We start from the raw sequence: 16,105 nt of genomic DNA on the forward strand, positions 1-16,105 counted from the left end.
CGCTGCATGGCGCCCGGCTTCCCCTCAGTGGACCATCAAGCGAGCCGCAAAACCACACCACATTTGTGCAGCTTGGTTACCACCGGTTATGCCGCCCGGGTGGAAACCCGCAGCAGCTTGACACGGCCGATTTCAAGGAATGAGCGGCGCCCCGTCGGCCGGCCGCTCGGCAATGGCGGGCGCCGTGGTGCCGGCTGCCGCACGCCCCAGCGCGGTCGCAGCCTCGACGGCCGCGCTGTCGCGGTCGGCCGGGGCAGCCGGCTCGTCGTCGTCCGCCGTCTCGCCGAGGAAGCCGCCGCTCTGGTGCGCCCACAGCCGCGCGTAGAGCCCGCCCTTGGCCAGCAGGCTGCGGTGGTCGCCTTCCTCGACGATGCGTCCCTTGTCGAGCACGATGAGGCGGTCCATCGCGGCGATGGTCGAAAGCCGGTGGGCAATGGCCACCACGGTCTTGCCTTCCATCAGCCGGTACAGGCTCGCCTGGATCGCCGCCTCCACTTCCGAGTCGAGCGCGCTGGTGGCCTCGTCGAGCAGCAGGATCGGGGCGTCCTTCAGCATCACCCGCGCGATCGCGATGCGCTGGCGCTGCCCGCCCGACAGCTTGACGCCGCGCTCGCCGACATGGGCGTCGTACGCGGTGCGGCCCTTCGGGTCGGTGAGGCCGCTGATGAACTCATGCGCCTCGGCGCGCCTGGCGGCGGCGATCATGCGATCGTCGCTCGCGTCGGGCCGGCCGTAGAGGATGTTGTCGCGCACCGAACGGTGCAGCAGCGACGTGTCCTGCGTGACCATGCCGACCTGGGCGCGCAGCGAGTCCTGGGTGACCGACGCGATGTCCTGGCCGTCGATCAGCACGCGCCCCGCCTCCACGTCATAGAAGCGCAGCAGCAGGTTCACCACCGTGCTCTTGCCTGCCCCGGAGCGGCCCACCAGGCCGATCTTCTCGCCGGGCCGGATGGTGAGCGTGAGGCCGTCGATGACCTTCCTGTCGCTGCCGTAGCCGAAGCTCACCTGCTCGAAGCGCACCTCGCCGTGCGTCACCGCCAGCGGCCTCGCATCGGGCTTGTCGAGCACGGTGTGCGGCTTCGACAGCGTGGTGATGCCGTCCTGCACCGTGCCGATGTATTCGAACAGCGAGGCCATCTCCCACATCACCCAGTGCGAGATGCCGTTGAGCCGCAGCGCCATTGCACCAGCGGCCGCGACCGCGCCGACGCCGGCGTGCCCATGGATCCAGGCCCACAGCGCGACGCCGGCCGAGCTGAGGATGAGCAGCATGGTGAGCGTGTGGTTCACGATCTCGAAGCCGGTGACCAGGCGCATCTGCGCATACACGGTGGCCAGGAATTCCTGCATCGCGCCGCGTGCGTAGCCGGCCTCGCGACCCGCATGCGAGAACAGCTTCACCGTGGCGATGTTGGTGTAGGCATCGGTGATGCGGCCGGTCATCAGCGAGCGCGCATCGGCCTGCGCCTGCGCCACCTTGCCCAGGCGCGGCACGAAGTACCACAGCGCGCCGACGTACAGGCCCAGCCAGCCGAGGAACGGCACCAGCAGCAGCAGGCTGAAGTCGCCCAGCACCAGCAGCAGCGTGACGAAATAGATGATCACGAACACCAGCAGCTCGGCGAACACCATCCAGGTGTCGCGCACGGCCAGTGCCGTCTGCATCACCTTGGTGGCCACCCGGCCGGCGAACTCGTCCTGGTAGAAGCCCATGCTCTGGGCCAGCATGAGGCGGTGGAAATTCCAGCGCAGCAGCATCGGGAAGTTGCCCGCCAGCGCCTGCTGCCGGAAGGCCGACTGCACCGCCACCAGGAAGATGCTGCCCGCCAGCACCGCCGCCAGCAGCATCAGCGTGCCGCCATGCTCGACCCACAGCTGCGCCGGCTTCACGTTGGCCAGCCAGTCGACGATGCGCCCGAGCATCGAGAACAGCAGCGCCTCGAACGCGCCGATCGCGGCAGTGAACAGGGTCATGCCGAGCAGGTAGGGCCGCAGGCCCGCGGTACAGGCCCAGATGAACGGGAAGAAGCCCTTGGGCGGCGGCGTGGGGGCGGCATCCGGGTAGGGATGCACGAGTCTTTCGAACCAGCTGAGCACGGGATCTCCGTCGTTTCGTGTCGCCGCGGCTGCGCGAGGGCCGCGCGCCGACGGGAAAGCTGCGAAGCGTAGCCGATCGGCCCGCCGCGCAGTCACCCCCTGGCATCATGGGCGCGCCGGGTGTGCGGTCTAGCCCTGGCTGGCGAACTGCTGCCGGTAGACCGCCGGCGTGAGCGCAGTGCTGCGCCGGAACTCGCGCGTGAAATGCGCCTGGTCGGAAAAGCCGCTGACGAACCCGACCTCGGCAGCGGAGGCGCTCGACGTGGCCAGCAGCCGCGCGGCATGTGCAAGCCGAACTTCGGCCAGCAAGGCGCCGAAGCCGGTGCCCGACGCCGACAGGTGCCGCTGCAGCGAACGCGGCGAAGCCCCGAGCGCCTCGGCCAGGCGCGGCACCGTCCAGCCCGCACCCGGGTCGGCGGCCATGTGCCGGCGCGCCAGGGCCGCCCACTGGCCGGGCTCCGCCTGCGCCGGCAGGGGGCCAGCCTCCTGCAACCCGCCCCAGCGCAGCACCCAGCCCGAGACGTCGTCCGGCCACGGGCCGTCGCCGTGCCACCGGCCACCCAGCCGGCGCCAGCACATGTCGCCCGCGACCCGCGCCCGCAGGTCGCAGGTGCCGATCTTCTCGAGCAGCGCCGCCAGCACGCCCACCACCAGCAGGCTCTCGGCCGCTGTCGGCGGCTCGCCGGCGTCGATCGACACATGCCGCAGGCCGGCTTCGTGCGGGGTGAGCGACTCGAGCACCACGCGGTGCCGCGAATGGATGAAGCGCTCCAGCCGTTGCCAGCGCTGCAGCAGGTCGAGCGGGCTGCGCGCCAGCGAAAGCGCCAGCAGCGTCGGCTCCTCCTGCGCATCGAACAGGGCTTCGCCGATGCGCAGCAGCGGCAGCGGCCCGTGCCGCTCCAGCAGGGCCGACGCCAGCGCCCGCTTGTGCACCAGCGGCACGTGCGCGCGCCGGCCGGCATCGGCAGGTGCCGGCTGCGGGTCAAGGCCCTGGCGGGCCAGGCCCAGCCGGATGAGCCGCATCATCGCGGCCGAGGCGAACTCGCTCATGCATCCGATGCTCGCAGATCTGCGGCACGCACCGGGAATCGACCGGGCCGGTGTCCGGTGGCATCGCGGATGGCGTTGGCGATCGCGCCCGCCGCCGCCACGATGGCTGTCTCGCCCGCGCCTGTGGGCGCATCCCCACCGTCGACCAGGTGCACCTGCATGGGCGGCACATCGGTGAAGCGCGGTATCGGCGCGTCGGCAAACGTGGCGGCCGCCACCTGTGAAGCGGCTACCGGGAGGTTGTCGTGCAGCACCATGCCCAGGCCCCACACCAGGTTGCCTTCGCATTGCGCGCGGACCTGGTCGGGATTGACGACTCGCCCGCAGTCGTGCGCGCACACGAGCCGCATCACGCGGACCTGGCCGGCCGCGTCAACCTCGACGTCGGCGACGACCGCCGCATAGCTCATCGCCTTGTAGATGCCGCAGGCCACCCCGCGGCCCTGACGCACGCTCGCCGCAGGAACGCTGGCGCGCGGCGTCTGCTGCGCCGCGCGCTCGAGTACCCGCGCCAGCCGGGGGTCGTCGATGTGCTGCAGCCGGAAGGACACCGCATCCTGCGCCGCCCGTCGGGCGCATTCGTCGATCACCGACTCGATCACCAGGTTGTTCGGCCCGGCGCCCAGGCCGCGCCACGGCCCGCAGAAGACGGGCGGGCGCACGAGGTCGAACTCGACGCGGCGCAGCCGCGCGCGGTAGGGCGGCACGGCCCCCCGGGCCACGCCGTTGTCGCCTGCGAAGTCGGTGAAGCGCTGCATCCACGCCGGCATGGCGGCATTGGTGAACAGGATGTGGCTGCTGGCGAACGCATGCCACCACTGGTCGATGCGGCCTTCGCGCAACCGCACCCGCACCCGGTGGCTCGACGGCGGGCGATGGAAGCCATGGCGGAACTCCTGCGCACGGGTCCATTGCACCTTCACCGGCGCGCCGGCCGCCCACGCGAGCACGGCGGCTTCCAGCTCCACGGTGCACAGGGTCTTGCCGCCGAACGCGCCGCCGACGCGGTGTGCATGCACCGTGATGCGTTCCGGGTCGAGACCGAAGCGGCGCGCCATCACGTCGCGTTGGTAGAAGACGTCCTGCGAGCCCACCCACAGCTGCAGCGAGCTGCGCCCGGCGTCGAATTCGGCCACCGCGGCGCGCGGCTCGATCGCCGCATGCGCGGCCAGCGGGATGTCGAAGCGCAGGTCCACGTCCCAGACGCCATGCGGGTCGTCGAGGCGGTCGGCGGCGGGTGTGTGGGCCAGCGCGCCGCGCTGGAGACGGCGGTCGATGTCCATCGCCGCGTCGATGTCGGCCTGCTCGAAGCCGCCCGCCACCTGCCAGCGCGCATCGAGTGCCGCCTCGACGCGCTCCAGCGCGCGCGGCGTGCGGGCGACGATGCCCAAGCCTTCGGCATTGCCCAGCCGCAGCCGCTCGTCGCGCACGATGGCCACGCAGCCCGCCACCGAACGGGCGGCGGCCTCCGACATGCCGGCCAGGCTCGAGGCCAGCTCCGGCGAAGCGGGCGCGCGCAGCACCCGGCCGAACACCATGCCCGGCCGGCGCACGTCGGCCACGTACAGCGGCCTGCCGCGCACGATGGCCTCGCCGTGTTCGAGCGGCGGTGCCTGGCCGACGAAACGCGCCGCGCCCGCCGCGAACGCCCGCAAGGCCGTGGCCGGCCGCGGTGGCACCTCGAGCATGCCGCGCGTGCGGCCCGCCGCCACCGCCTCGCGCAGCGCCGCGCAAGCCTGTGCGAGCGGCAGCGCGAAGCTGGCCATCGAGTCGCTGCCCACGGTGGCGCGCACCGGGGCGAAGTCGCGCGTGCCGGGCAACCGCACGATCACCTCGTCCCAGCCCACGCCGAGCTCTTCGCAGGCCACCTGCTTGAGCCCGGTGGCGATGTTCTGCCCCATCTCCACCCGCGGCAGCCACAGCGTGTAGCGGCCGTTGGCATAACGCACCCAGCCCTGGGCGTCGTCCAGGCTCGGCGCCGGCCGCCGGGGAATCACCGGCAGGCTGCAGCCGGTCGAGAAGCCAGCCACCAGCGTGCCGGCCCCGGCCGCCAGCCATGTCCGGCGCTTCATCGCGCGGACTCCAGGCCCGCGGCGCGCCGGATCGCGCGGCGGATGCGCTGCTGCGTGCCGCAGCGGCACAGGTGGCCGGCCATGGCCTCGTCGATCTGCGCTTCGGTGGGCCGAGGCACGCTCCGCAGGAGCGCCACCGCTGCCATCACCTGCCCGGCCTGGCAATAGCCGCACTGCGGAACGGCCTCGTCGAGCCAGGCCTGCTGCACCGCATGCAGACGCCCGCCTTCCCCCGCCACCCCTTCGATGGTCTGGACGGCCCGGCCCCCGCAGGCCCGCAACGGCATCAGGCAGCTGCGCTGCGGCACGCCATCCACCAGCACGGTGCAGGCGCCGCACAGCCCCACGCCACAGCCGAACTTGCTGCCCACCAGCCCGAGCGCCTCACGCAACGTTGCCAGCAGCGTCTCGTCTTCCCATCCGGGCGGCACCGGAGTGACCCGGCCATTGACATCGAGCTTCATGCATGCCTCCTTCAGCGGTGCTCAAAGCCAGTGTGGGCGGCGCCGGGGCAGGCGTCTTGAACAATCGCGCCAGGCGGAAGCCGAAGGCAGCGCCGGCTGCGGTCAAATAGGGGCCTCGTACCGTCCACAAACATCCAGCCTGCGTACCGGACCATGACCCAGCGCGTTCTCACCGGCATCACCACCACCGGCACCCCTCACCTCGGCAACTACGTCGGCGCCATCCGCCCGGCCATTGCCGCCAGCCGCAAGCCCGGCGTGGAGAGCTTCCTGTTCCTGGCCGACTACCACGCGCTGGTCAAGTGCGACGAGCCGGCGCGGGTGGAGCGCTCGCGCATGGAGCTGGCCGTCACCTGGCTCGCCGCCGGCCTGGACCCGGCCCGGGTGACCTTCTACCGCCAGAGCGACGTGCCCGAGATCACCGAGCTGACCTGGCTGCTCACCTGCGTGACGGCCAAGGGCCAGATGAACCGCGCCCACGCCTACAAGGCGGCCACCGACGCGAACGAGGCGGCCGGCGCCGAGACGGACGACGGCGTGTCGATGGGCCTGTTCTGCTACCCCATCCTGATGGCGGCCGACATCCTGATGTTCAACGCGCACAAGGTGCCCGTCGGACGCGACCAGGTGCAGCACATCGAGATGGCGCGCGACATCGCCCAGCGCTTCAACCACCTGTTCGGCGCGGCCGACAAGCCGCACTTCGTGCTGCCCGAGGCGGTGATCGAGGAACACGTGGCCACCTTGCCGGGCCTCGACGGCCGCAAGATGAGCAAGAGCTACGACAACACCATCCCGCTGTTCGAGGGCGGCCCGAAGGCGCTCACCGACGCGATCGCGCGCATCGTGACCGACTCGCGCCTGCCCGGCGAGCCGAAGGAAACCGAAGGCTCGGCGCTGGTGATGATCCACGACGCATTCGCGAAGCCCGAGGAGCGCGAGGCCTTCCGGCAGGACCTGAAGGCCGGGCTCGGCTGGGGCGATGCCAAGAAGCGGCTGGCCGAGCTGATCGAACGCGACATCGGCCCGCTGCGCGCCCGCTATGACGAGCTGATGGCCCACCCCGAGCGGGTGGAAGAAGCCCTGCAGGAAGGTGCCCGCAAGGCGCGCGCGGTGGCCACGCCCTTCCTTGCGCAGCTGCGCGACGCGGTGGGCCTGCGCCGGATGCATGCCCTGGCGTCGCCTGCCGCGACGGCCAAGGCCGCGCCCGCCAAGGCGGCGCTGCCGGTGTTCAAGCAGTACCGCGAAGCCGACGGCCGCTTCTTCTTCAAGCTCACCGATGCGGCCGGCGCGGTGCTGCTGCAGAGCGAGGGCTTCGATCAGCCGCGCGATGCCGGCGCCTGGGTGAGCCGCTTCAAGAAGGAAGGCGCGGCCGCGCTGGCCGGCGCACCGGTCGCCTTGAAGGGCGAGGCACAGGCGGTGAGCGCGGCGCTGGACCTGCTGGCCGCCAGCCAGGAATAGGCTGCCGGGTCGCTGCAGGGCGGCAGCGGCAGCGCCAGCACCGGCAGCGTGGTCCAGGCCACGCCCAGCAGCGCCAGCACCGAGGCACCCGCGCGCACGCCCCGGCCGGGGCGGCGCCTGAGCGCCATCACCAGCAGCCCCGCGAGCCACGCGAGCGCCACGGCCGAGGCCACAACAAGGGTGCCGGTGATGAGCTCCGCCTCCCATCGCGCGCTGCAGGCCAGGGCCAGGAACACATAGCAGAAGCCGAAGTGCACGGCCCACACCAGCAGCGGCAGCACGGCCTGGCGCGAGTGGGCCACGAAGCCGTCAGCCTTCATCCCATCACCCACGGCAGCAGCTGCACCACCAGCGCCGACACGACAGCTTGCGCTGCGCAGCCGTGCCACACGAGCAGCGTGTTGTCGAGCGTGGCGCGGCTGCGCGGCGTGACATGCCCGCACAGCAGCCGCGCCCCCAGGTAGCCCGCCATCACGACCAGCAGCACGGTGTGCAGCGCCTGGTAGCCCGCCAGCGCCGCCACCGTGGCGCTCCATGCCTGGGCCACCGGCTGCAGGCCGGCGACCGCATGGCCGCCCAGCCAGGCGGCGGTGCCCGCCAGCGCGCACAGCAGCGCCACCGCGAGCAGGCCGCAGCCGACCGCCGCGCGGCTGCGCATGGCCACGCGTGACAGCGCCGCCGCGCATGAGGAGCTCAGGACCCACAAGCCCACGGCCGCGGCCACGTACAGCCAGGGCGGCAGGCCGGCCCCGGCCGGCGGGCATACCTCGGCCCGCAAGGACACATGCAGGTGGGCGAACACCAGCGACGCGCAGATGGTGGCATCCACCACCAGCCACACCACGGCGGCCCACCACGAGTGAGAGCGCGCCCCCGCCGCCCCCACCGCCAGCAGGACGCCCTCGCCCACCTGCGCCACCGGGGCGACGGGCCGGTCGGTCTGCCACAGCCAGGCCAGCGTCGCGGCCACCGCGACCACGCCGCAGGCCCAGGCCACCCACGTCAGCTTGACGGTGAGCAGCAGGAAGAAGCCGGCGGTTCCGGCGGCAGCCGCCAGCGGCCACCATGAGTCGGTCGGCAGCACGATGAGGTGGCACAGCCGCGCGCGCCGCGGCGAGGTGACGAGGGTCTCGCGCCGGCCGGTCACCGTGCCGGGCAGCCAGTGGGCGCCCGCCTCCACTTCACCGGCCAGGCCGGGCTGGCGCCACAGCGGCTCGCGTGAACGCACCCACGGGATGCTGCGGGCGCCGTAGTCGCCCTGCGGCAGCCACTCGAGGGTGGCCGCATTCCACGGGTTGCCATGGGGCCGGTGCGCACGCCGCCAGGTGCGCACCGCATCGAAGAAGAACAGCGCAACGCCGGCCGCGAGCGCGAAGGCGCCGGCGGTGGACACCAGGTTCCAGCCGTTCCAGCCCAGGTCGCCGGCATAGGTGTAGACGCGCCGCGGCATGCCCAGCAGCCCGGAGACGTGCATCGGGAAGAAGGCGACATGGAAGCCGCCGAACATGAGCCCGAACACCCAGCGCGCGAGCCGCTCGCTCAAGGCATGTCCGTTGAGCAGCGGCGACCAGTGGTACAGCGCCGCGAACAGCGGAAACACCATGCCGCCGATCAGCACGTAGTGCAGGTGCGCGACGATGAAGTAGCTGTCATGCGCCTGCCAGTCGAAGGGCAGCACCGCCACCATCACGCCGGTCAGCCCGCCGAGCACGAAGGTGACGAGGAAGCCGAGCAGGAAGAGGCCCGAGCCGGTGAGCCGCAGCCGCCCCTGCCGCAGCGTGGCGAGCCATGCGAACACCTGCATGCCTGCCGGCACGGCCACCGCCATGCTTGCCGCCGACACGAGGCTGCTGGTGAGCACGCCGAGCCCCGCGGTGAACATGTGATGCACCCACAGCGCGAAGCTGAAGAAGGCGGTGGCCCCGAGCGCCAGCACCACGGCGCGGTAGCCCACCAGCGGCGTGCCGGCCAGGGTGGGCAGCATCATCGAGACCAGCCCGGCCGCGGGCAGGAAGATGATGTAGACCTCCGGGTGGCCGAAGAACCAGAACAGGTGCTGCCACAGCACCGGGTCCCCGCCGCGTTCGGCAATGAAGAAGGGCCAGTCGAAGGCGCGCTCCAGTTCCAGCAGCGCGGTGCCGGCGATCACCGCCGGAAAGGCGAACACGATCATGAGGCCCACCACCAGCATGGCCCAGGCGAACACCGGCATGCGCGAAAGACTCATGCCCGGCGCACGGGTGAACAGGATGCCGACGATGAGCTCGATGGCTCCGGCGATGGCCGAGATCTCGATGAAGCCGATGCCCAGCAGCCAGAAGTCCGCGCCCGGCCCCGGCGAGTAGGTGGCGCTGGCCAGCGGCGGGTACATGAACCAGCCGCCATCGGGAGCGAGGCCGAAGAACAGGGTGCAGAAGAAGGCCAGCGCGCCGATCGCATAGGCCCAGAAGGCGTAGGCCGACAGCCTCGGGAACGGCAGGTCCCGCGCCCCGAGCATGCCGGGCAGCAGGAACACCGCCACCGCTTCCACCACCGGCACAGCGAACAGGAACATCATCACCGTGCCGTGCATGGTGAACAGCTGGTTGTACAGGCGCGCGCTGACGAGGTCGTTGTCGGGCACCGCGAGCTGCGCGCGCATCAGCAGGGCCAGCACGCCGGCCAGCACGAAGAACAGCAGCGAGGTCGCGATGTAGAAGACGCCGACCTTGGTGTTGTTGACCGTCGAGAGCAGGCGCCAGCCCTTCGGGGTGCGCCAGGCCTGCTCGAGGCGCTCGAGTTCGTCCGGCGGTCGCGGGAGGGAGTTCGGGGGTGAGTGCATTCACTTCACCGGTGTGCGCGGCAACGGCGCTCGACAACCGCTCATCGCAACTCCCCGAGGAACACGGCAAGCGCGTCGAGAGACTCGCGGTCCAGCCGGTCGAACGAGGGCATGCGCGCCCCCGGCTTCACCGCCTGCACATTGCCGACCCATCGCACCAGGTGCTCGTGACGCATCGGCAGCGTGCCGGCGCCCAGCGCCAGCCGGCTGCCCACATGGGTGAGGTCGGGCCCCTGCCCCGGCCCGGCTTCGAACAGGCCCCGCACCGCATGGCAGGCGTTGCATCGCTGCTGCTCGAACACCTGTCGCCCGCGCCGGGCCGGCTCGGAGGTCGGCGGCTGCGCCGGCTGCGACTGTGCGAGCAGCCAGCGGTCGAACTCGTCGGGCGGCATGGCCACCACCTGCAGCGCCATCCGTGCATGCTGCTCGCCGCAGTATTCGGCGCACTGGCCGCGGAAGCTGCCGGCGGCGTCGGCCCGCACCCGCAGCTGGTGCACCCGCCCGGGCACCATGTCGACCTTGCCCGCCAATTGCGGCACCCAGAAGCTGTGGATCACGTCGGCGGTCGACAGGCCGAAGCTGACCGCGCGGCCCACCGGCAGGCGCACCTCATTGGCCAGCACCACCTCGCGGCCCGATGCGGGCTCGCGGTAGCGCACTTCCCACCACCACATGTGCGCGGTGATCCCGACCACCATGTCACCGCGCGCCCGCTGCGTGCCGGCCAGCGGTCCGCTGCGCACGGCGGCATAGGCGAGCAGCGCCGACAGCACCACCGCCGGGAACAGCACGCCGCCGCCCAGCACCCATGCGGCCGCGCGACGCCGCGTCAACGGCTGCGCGGGTCGGCGCCACACCACCACGACCAGCAGGCCCATCACGCAGGCGAACACGAGCGCCGCGCCGATGACCAGCACGACCGTCATTTCGGCGAGGCCTTGCGCAGGATGGGCCGAAGCCGCAGACAGCATCAGCGCAGGCCCCCGAGGTAGGCCGCGATGTCGCGCGCGTCGCGCTCGCTCACGCCCATGCGGGGCATGGTGGTGCCGGGCACCACCGCAGCCGGCTCGACGATCCAGCGCACGAGCACCTCGGGCTGCTGCGGCACGCGTCCGGCGATGTAGCTGCGCAGTCCGAAGGACTCCAGGGTGACCGCCCGCGTGCCGCGTGCGTCTTCCACGCCGGGTACCGAATGGCATTCGCCGCATTGGTACTGCGCGATCAGCTTGCGCCCCCGTTCTGCATCGCCCGAGGCCTGCCGAGCCTGCGGCGACGGCAGGCAGGCCGCCAGCAGGACCGAGGCAGAAGCAGCGGCAATCCTCGAGACGAAGGTGTGGGGAAGCATGGGCGGTGCGGTGTTTGCCGGTGGGCAGCAACCGGCCTTCGACGCACCGTGGCAAGCCGCAGGCCCGTGCGGGGATGCACCGGCCCCGCCGCAACACCTTGTAAAGGCTACGAAGACTCATGAAAACCGTGCTGCTGACCCTGGCCACCGCCGCGGCGCTGGCCGTGCTGGGCGCTGCGCTCTTCGTGTGGAGCGGGGTCTACGACGTGTCGGCGGTGAGCCCGCACCTGCAGCCGGTGTATTCGACGATCGAGCGCACGATGCACCAGTCGGTGCGCCTGCGCGCGCGCGACATCGAGGCGCCTGCGGGGCTGGACACCGACGCGGCGCGGCTGCAGCGCGGCGCGGCATGCTTTCGAGACAAGTGCGAGCAGTGTCACGGCGGCCCGGGCGTCGCCCCGCGCGAGATGGCACTTGCGATGCAGCCGCTGCCCGGGCCGCTCGCCGACGCTGCCCGCAAGTGGAAGGCCGGCGAGCTCTACTGGATCACCCGGCACGGCATCAAGATGAGCGGCATGCCGGCCTGGCAGCATCGCCTGCCCGATGAAGACCTGTGGGCGCTGGTGGCCTTCATGCGAAGGCTGCCGGACCTGTCGCCGCACGACTACCGCGAGCTCATGGCGGCACAGGAGGCGGCACAGGACCGCCGGCCCTGCACCGGCGGTGCTGCACGCATCGACCCGCCGGATGCGGCGCGCGGGCGGGCCGCGCTCAACCAGAACGGCTGCAACGGCTGCCATGTGATCCCGGGCGTCACCGGCGCGCAGGTGCACGTGGGCCCGCCGCTGGCAGGCATGGGCCGCCGCGAACTCATTGCCGGCACGCTGCCCAACACGCCGGCGCAGATGGCGCACTGGATCCTCGCGCCGCATGCGGTCGACCCCGAAACCGCCATGCCGGCCCTGTCGGTGAGCGAACGCGATGCGCACGACATCGCCGCCTACCTGGCCACGCTGAAGTAGCGCGGGCATGTCGATTGCACTTCGCTGCAGTGCCCCCCTCGACAGAAAGGACGCACGATGGACACACGACGCTCCCTGGCGCTGACCGCCGCCGTGCTGGCCACCGCAGGCTGCGGCGAATCGGCAAAGCTGCCCGACACGGCTGGCATCGGCCCCGAGCCGACGCTGCCGCAGCCGAACAAGACGCTCATCCCCACCGTGCATATCGCACCGGCCAAGGGCTGGCCTGCGGGGCAGAAGCCCGCGCCGGCCGCCGGCCTGGCGGTGGCGCCGTTCGCCACCGGCCTGCAGCACCCGCGCTGGCTGCATGTGCTGCCCAACGGCGACGTGCTGGTGGCCGAGTCCAATGCGCCGCCCAAGCCCGAGGGCAGCGACGGCGGCATCAAGCAGTGGGTCATGAAGAAGGTGATGGCCAAGGCCGGCGCCGGCGTGCCCAGCCCCAACCGCATCACGCTGCTGCGAGATGCCGACGGCGACGGGACGGCCGAGGTGAAGACCGCCTTCCTCGAAGGCCTGTCGTCGCCGTTCGGCATGGCCCTGGTGGGCAACGATCTGTACGTGGCGAATGCCGACGCGGTGGTGCGCTTTCCATACACGCCGGGTGCCACGCGCATCGACGCCGCCGGCGCCAAGGTGGTGGACCTGCCGGCCGGGCTGAACCACCACTGGACCAAGAACCTCATCGCCAGTCGCGACGGCACGAAGCTCTACGCCACCGTGGGCAGCAACAGCAACGTCGGCGAGAACGGCATGGACATCGAGGAAGGCCGCGCCGCCATCTGGGAGGTGGATCCCAAGGCCGGCAGCAAGCGCCTGTTCGCCACCGGCCTGCGCAATCCCAACGGCCTCGCCTGGGAGCCTTCGACCGGCGTGCTGTGGACGGTGGTGAACGAGCGCGACGAGATCGGCAGCGACCTCGTGCCGGACTACCTCACCTCGGTGCGCGAAGGCGCCTTCTACGGCTGGCCCTACAGCTACTTCGGCCAGAACGTCGACGAGCGGGTGAAGCCGCCGCGACCCGAACTCGTGGCCAAGGCGGTGAAACCGGACTACGCGCTCGGCTCCCACGTGGCCCCGCTGGGCCTTTCCACCTCCGAAGGCGCGGCCCTGCCGCCGCGCTTTGCCACCGGCATGTTCATCGGCGAGCACGGTTCGTGGAACCGCAAGCCGCGCAGCGGCTACAAGGTGGTGTTCGTGCCGTTCGAGAACGGCCGGCCCCGCGGCGTGCCGGAAGACGTGCTGACCGGCTTCGTGAGCGAAGGCGGCGATGCCTACGGCCGGCCGGTAGGCGTGGCGATCGACAAGCACGGCGGCCTGCTGGTGGCCGACGACGTCGGCAACACGGTGTGGCGCGTGACTTCCCCCAGCACGGCCGCGGCAACCGCCGCCCAGCCCGCGGCGTCGGCTGCGAGCCGGTAGCCCACGCGGCGCCGGCTATGCTCGCCGCATGAACTTCATCGACTTCGAACTGCGGGGCGAGTACATCACCCTCGATGCCCTCCTCAAGGCCACCGGCCTGGCCGACAACGGCGGCGCTGCGAAGGCCATGGTGGCCGCCGGCAAGGTGCAGGTGAACGGCCAGCAGGAGCTGCGCAAGACCTGCAAGGTGCGTGCGACCCAGGTGGTCAGCGTGGCCGGCACGCGCATCCGGGTGATCGCCGGCCGGGGCGAAGCCGGCGTGCCCGAGGCTGGAAACTGAACCGAACGGCCCCAGCTTCGTCCAACGGCCTCGGCCTTCCAGCCGACTGAACCACCGGAGACCCTCTTGTTGAGAACCTTCCTCCTTGCACTTTCACTGGCGCTGGCGGGTGCAACCCTAACGTTGACCCCCTTCGACGCCGATGCGCAGCGCCTGGGCCGCGGCAAGGCTGCCGGCATGCAGCGGCAGGTCACGCCGACCAAGCCGGCCGACAAGCCGGCGGATGCGCCGGCGCAACAGCAGGCCGGGCAGCAGAATGCCACCGCCCCGACCGCCGGCACGGCGCCCACGACCGCCGGCGCTGCAGCCAACGTCGGCAAGCGCTCATGGCTCGGCCCGGTGGCCGGCATTGCGGCGGGTCTGGGGCTCGCGGCCCTGTTCAGCCACCTCGGCCTGGGCGCCGCCGCGGCCAACTTCGTGACCATGCTGCTGCTCGCCGCCGTCGCCTTCGTGGTGGTGCGCTGGCTGCTGCGCCGGCTGGCGGGCAACGCGGCCGGCGGCTCGCGATTGCAGTACGCCGGTGCAGGCGCCGCCACGCCGCAGCCGTACCAGGCCCCGCCCGTTGCAGCGCCGCTGCAACGCGCGAGCGTGCCTGCCGGGTTCGACGCGCAGGAGTTCGAGCGCATCGCCAAGATGATCTTCATCCGCCTGCAGGCGGCCAACGACGCCGGCGAGGTCGAGGACCTGCGCAAGTTCACGACGCCGGAGCTGTTCGCCTCGCTGCGCCTGGACCTGCAGGAACGCGGCGGCAAGCCGCAGCAGACCGACGTGGTGCAGCTCGATGCGCAGCTCGTCGACACGGCGCAAGAAGGCGACCAGTGGGTCGCCAGCGTGCGCTTCTCGGGCCTCATCCGCGAGCAGGCCGATGCCGGTGCTGCCGCCTTCGACGAACTCTGGCATCTGGTGAAGCCGGTGAACGGCAGCCGCGAGTGGGCGATCGCCGGCATCACGCCGGTGCAGTGACCGCCAAGGTTCAGCACCACACGACGGCGGCTTCGGCCGCCGTTGCTGCTTGTGTCGATTGACTTCGTTGCCTGCCGGGCACACCATCGCGCGCACGCATGGCAACTGCGACGACTGACAGCGATAGCAGCAGCAACAGCAAACACCAACAGCAAGTCTCGACACAACAACTGGAGGACCTCATGGCTCAGCGAGAACAGCACGGCAACAAGGAAGCGAAAAAACCGAAGCAGGACAAGAAAGGCGGCAAGCCGGTGGCGCCTCTCGGGGTGGGCGTCTCGTACACCATCACCACCGTGGTGCCCGAAAAGGGCAAGAAGAAGAACAAGGGCTGAAGCCGGCCGCCACCGCGAGCCGATGACCAGCGCACGATGAGCACCCAGGACGAAACCCGCTGGAAACACGACGGCGTGCGCGTCGTGCCGGGCGACCAGCTCGACCCCAACACCGCGCAGACGCCCGGCATGGACCGCAAGGCCGCCATCACCTTTGCGCGGGTCGGTGCGCAGAAGCTGTGGGCCGGCACCGTGCACATCCATCCGAATGCCAAGACCGGCGCACACCACCATGGGCCGCTCGAAAGCGTGATCTACGTGGTGAAGGGTCGTGCGCGCATGCGCTGGGGTGAACAGCTCCAGTTCACCGCCGAGGCCGGTCCGGGCGACTTCATCTATGTGCCGCCCTTCGTGCCCCACCAGGAGATCAACGCCAGCCCGAATGAGGCGCTGGAGTGCGTGCTGGTGCGCAGCGACGGCCAGGCGGTGGCGGTGAACCTCGACATCGAGCCGGTCGAGAAGCCGGAAACGGTGTTGTGGGTGGACCCGATCCACCGGCCGTGATCGATAGCGCAAGCCCGCCCGATCTTTACCTCCCGGAAACGTAGCCGCGTCAACAACGGCATTTGCCCGGCCGTTGGCAAACCACGGCCATCAAGGCCCGAGGAGATGACGATGCGACGTTTCGTGAACCGCCGCAGCCTGGCGGTGGCCGGCCTGCTGATCACCACCCAGTTGCTCACCGCCTGCGTGGTAGTGCCGGCCCCCTACTACCGGCCCCGCGGCGCGGTGATCGTGCAGCCGGGCTATGGCGGTCCCTACCATCACCACCACTACCGTGGCGACGGCTACTACTACCGTCGTTGAACCGGCCCTCGGCGCAGGCGGCGAAG

At 71.2% G+C, this 16,105-nt stretch carries 15 protein-coding genes; 8 read left to right on the forward strand and 7 right to left on the reverse strand.

The window, feature by feature from the left end:
• Positions 1–132: 132 nt before the first annotated feature.
• The 4 genes from E8D38_RS13945 to E8D38_RS13960 form a co-directional block, all read right to left on the reverse strand.
• A complete protein-coding gene (locus tag E8D38_RS13945) occupies positions 133–2,100 on the reverse strand; it encodes an ABC transporter ATP-binding protein (RefSeq protein ID WP_140631465.1) in 1,968 nt (655 codons plus the stop codon).
• Between the two features lie 129 nt (positions 2,101–2,229).
• Positions 2,230–3,150 (reverse strand): helix-turn-helix transcriptional regulator, encoded by a 921-nt coding sequence (locus tag E8D38_RS13950; RefSeq protein ID WP_140631468.1) that lies wholly within the window; start codon positions 3,148–3,150, stop codon positions 2,230–2,232.
• Entirely contained in the window at positions 3,147–5,222 is a 2,076-nt protein-coding gene (locus E8D38_RS13955) for a xanthine dehydrogenase family protein molybdopterin-binding subunit (RefSeq protein WP_140631471.1), read from the reverse strand. Before E8D38_RS13955 ends, E8D38_RS13950 begins: the two co-directional genes overlap by 4 nt.
• Entirely contained in the window at positions 5,219–5,686 is a 468-nt protein-coding gene (locus E8D38_RS13960) for a (2Fe-2S)-binding protein (RefSeq protein ID WP_140631476.1), read from the reverse strand. Before E8D38_RS13960 ends, E8D38_RS13955 begins: the two co-directional genes overlap by 4 nt.
• Positions 5,687–5,839: 153 nt before the next feature.
• Here E8D38_RS13960 and E8D38_RS13965 point away from each other — a divergent pair, with 153 nt between their 5' ends.
• A complete protein-coding gene (locus tag E8D38_RS13965; protein WP_140631479.1) occupies positions 5,840–7,147 on the forward strand; it encodes a tryptophan--tRNA ligase in 1,308 nt (435 codons plus the stop codon).
• Positions 7,148–7,463: 316 nt separating this feature from the next.
• Here the strand turns inward: E8D38_RS13965 and E8D38_RS13970 are convergent, their stop codons facing one another.
• Genes E8D38_RS13970 through E8D38_RS13980 form a run of 3 tightly spaced genes read right to left on the reverse strand, consistent with a single transcriptional unit; the run spans position 7,464 to position 11,313 of the window.
• On the reverse strand, positions 7,464–9,968 hold the full coding sequence (locus tag E8D38_RS13970; RefSeq protein ID WP_140631481.1) for a cbb3-type cytochrome c oxidase subunit I: 2,505 nt from the start codon (positions 9,966–9,968) through the stop codon (positions 7,464–7,466).
• Between the two features lie 41 nt (positions 9,969–10,009).
• The gene (locus E8D38_RS13975; RefSeq protein ID WP_246099481.1) at positions 10,010–10,894 is read right to left on the reverse strand and encodes a cytochrome c oxidase subunit II; all 885 of its coding nucleotides are present in this window, start codon (positions 10,892–10,894) and stop codon (positions 10,010–10,012) included.
• Positions 10,895–10,938: 44 nt separating this feature from the next.
• Entirely contained in the window at positions 10,939–11,313 is a 375-nt protein-coding gene (locus tag E8D38_RS13980; RefSeq protein ID WP_140631489.1) for a c-type cytochrome, read from the reverse strand.
• A 119-nt stretch (positions 11,314–11,432) separates the two neighbouring features.
• Between E8D38_RS13980 and E8D38_RS13985 the strand changes: the two genes are divergently transcribed.
• The 7 genes from E8D38_RS13985 (at position 11,433) to E8D38_RS14010 (ending at position 16,079) form a co-directional block, all read left to right on the forward strand.
• On the forward strand, positions 11,433–12,275 hold the full coding sequence (locus E8D38_RS13985; RefSeq protein ID WP_140631494.1) for a c-type cytochrome: 843 nt from the start codon (positions 11,433–11,435) through the stop codon (positions 12,273–12,275).
• A 57-nt stretch (positions 12,276–12,332) separates the two neighbouring features.
• Entirely contained in the window at positions 12,333–13,694 is a 1,362-nt protein-coding gene (locus E8D38_RS13990; RefSeq protein WP_140631499.1) for a PQQ-dependent sugar dehydrogenase, read from the forward strand.
• 28 nt (positions 13,695–13,722) lie between these two features.
• Positions 13,723–13,974 (forward strand): RNA-binding S4 domain-containing protein, encoded by a 252-nt coding sequence (locus E8D38_RS13995; protein ID WP_140631502.1) that lies wholly within the window; start codon positions 13,723–13,725, stop codon positions 13,972–13,974.
• Positions 13,975–14,097: 123 nt separating this feature from the next.
• Positions 14,098–14,937: a Tim44 domain-containing protein gene (locus E8D38_RS14000; protein ID WP_246099482.1), complete on the forward strand. Its 840-nt coding sequence runs from the start codon at positions 14,098–14,100 to the stop codon at positions 14,935–14,937.
• A gap of 182 nt (positions 14,938–15,119) precedes the next feature.
• Positions 15,120–15,272 carry a hypothetical protein gene (locus E8D38_RS28310; protein ID WP_181179138.1) on the forward strand — a complete coding sequence of 51 codons (153 nt, stop codon included), beginning with the start codon at positions 15,120–15,122 and terminating at the stop codon, positions 15,270–15,272.
• A gap of 36 nt (positions 15,273–15,308) precedes the next feature.
• On the forward strand, positions 15,309–15,776 hold the full coding sequence (locus E8D38_RS14005) for a cupin domain-containing protein (protein WP_140631508.1): 468 nt from the start codon (positions 15,309–15,311) through the stop codon (positions 15,774–15,776).
• Positions 15,777–15,887: 111 nt separating this feature from the next.
• A complete protein-coding gene (locus E8D38_RS14010) occupies positions 15,888–16,079 on the forward strand; it encodes a hypothetical protein (protein ID WP_140631511.1) in 192 nt (63 codons plus the stop codon).
• The last annotated feature ends 26 nt before the right edge of the window (positions 16,080–16,105 follow it).

It is taken from the genome of Methylibium rhizosphaerae, assembly GCF_006386545.1.
GTDB classification, from domain to species: domain Bacteria; phylum Pseudomonadota; class Gammaproteobacteria; order Burkholderiales; family Burkholderiaceae_C; genus Pseudorivibacter; species Pseudorivibacter rhizosphaerae.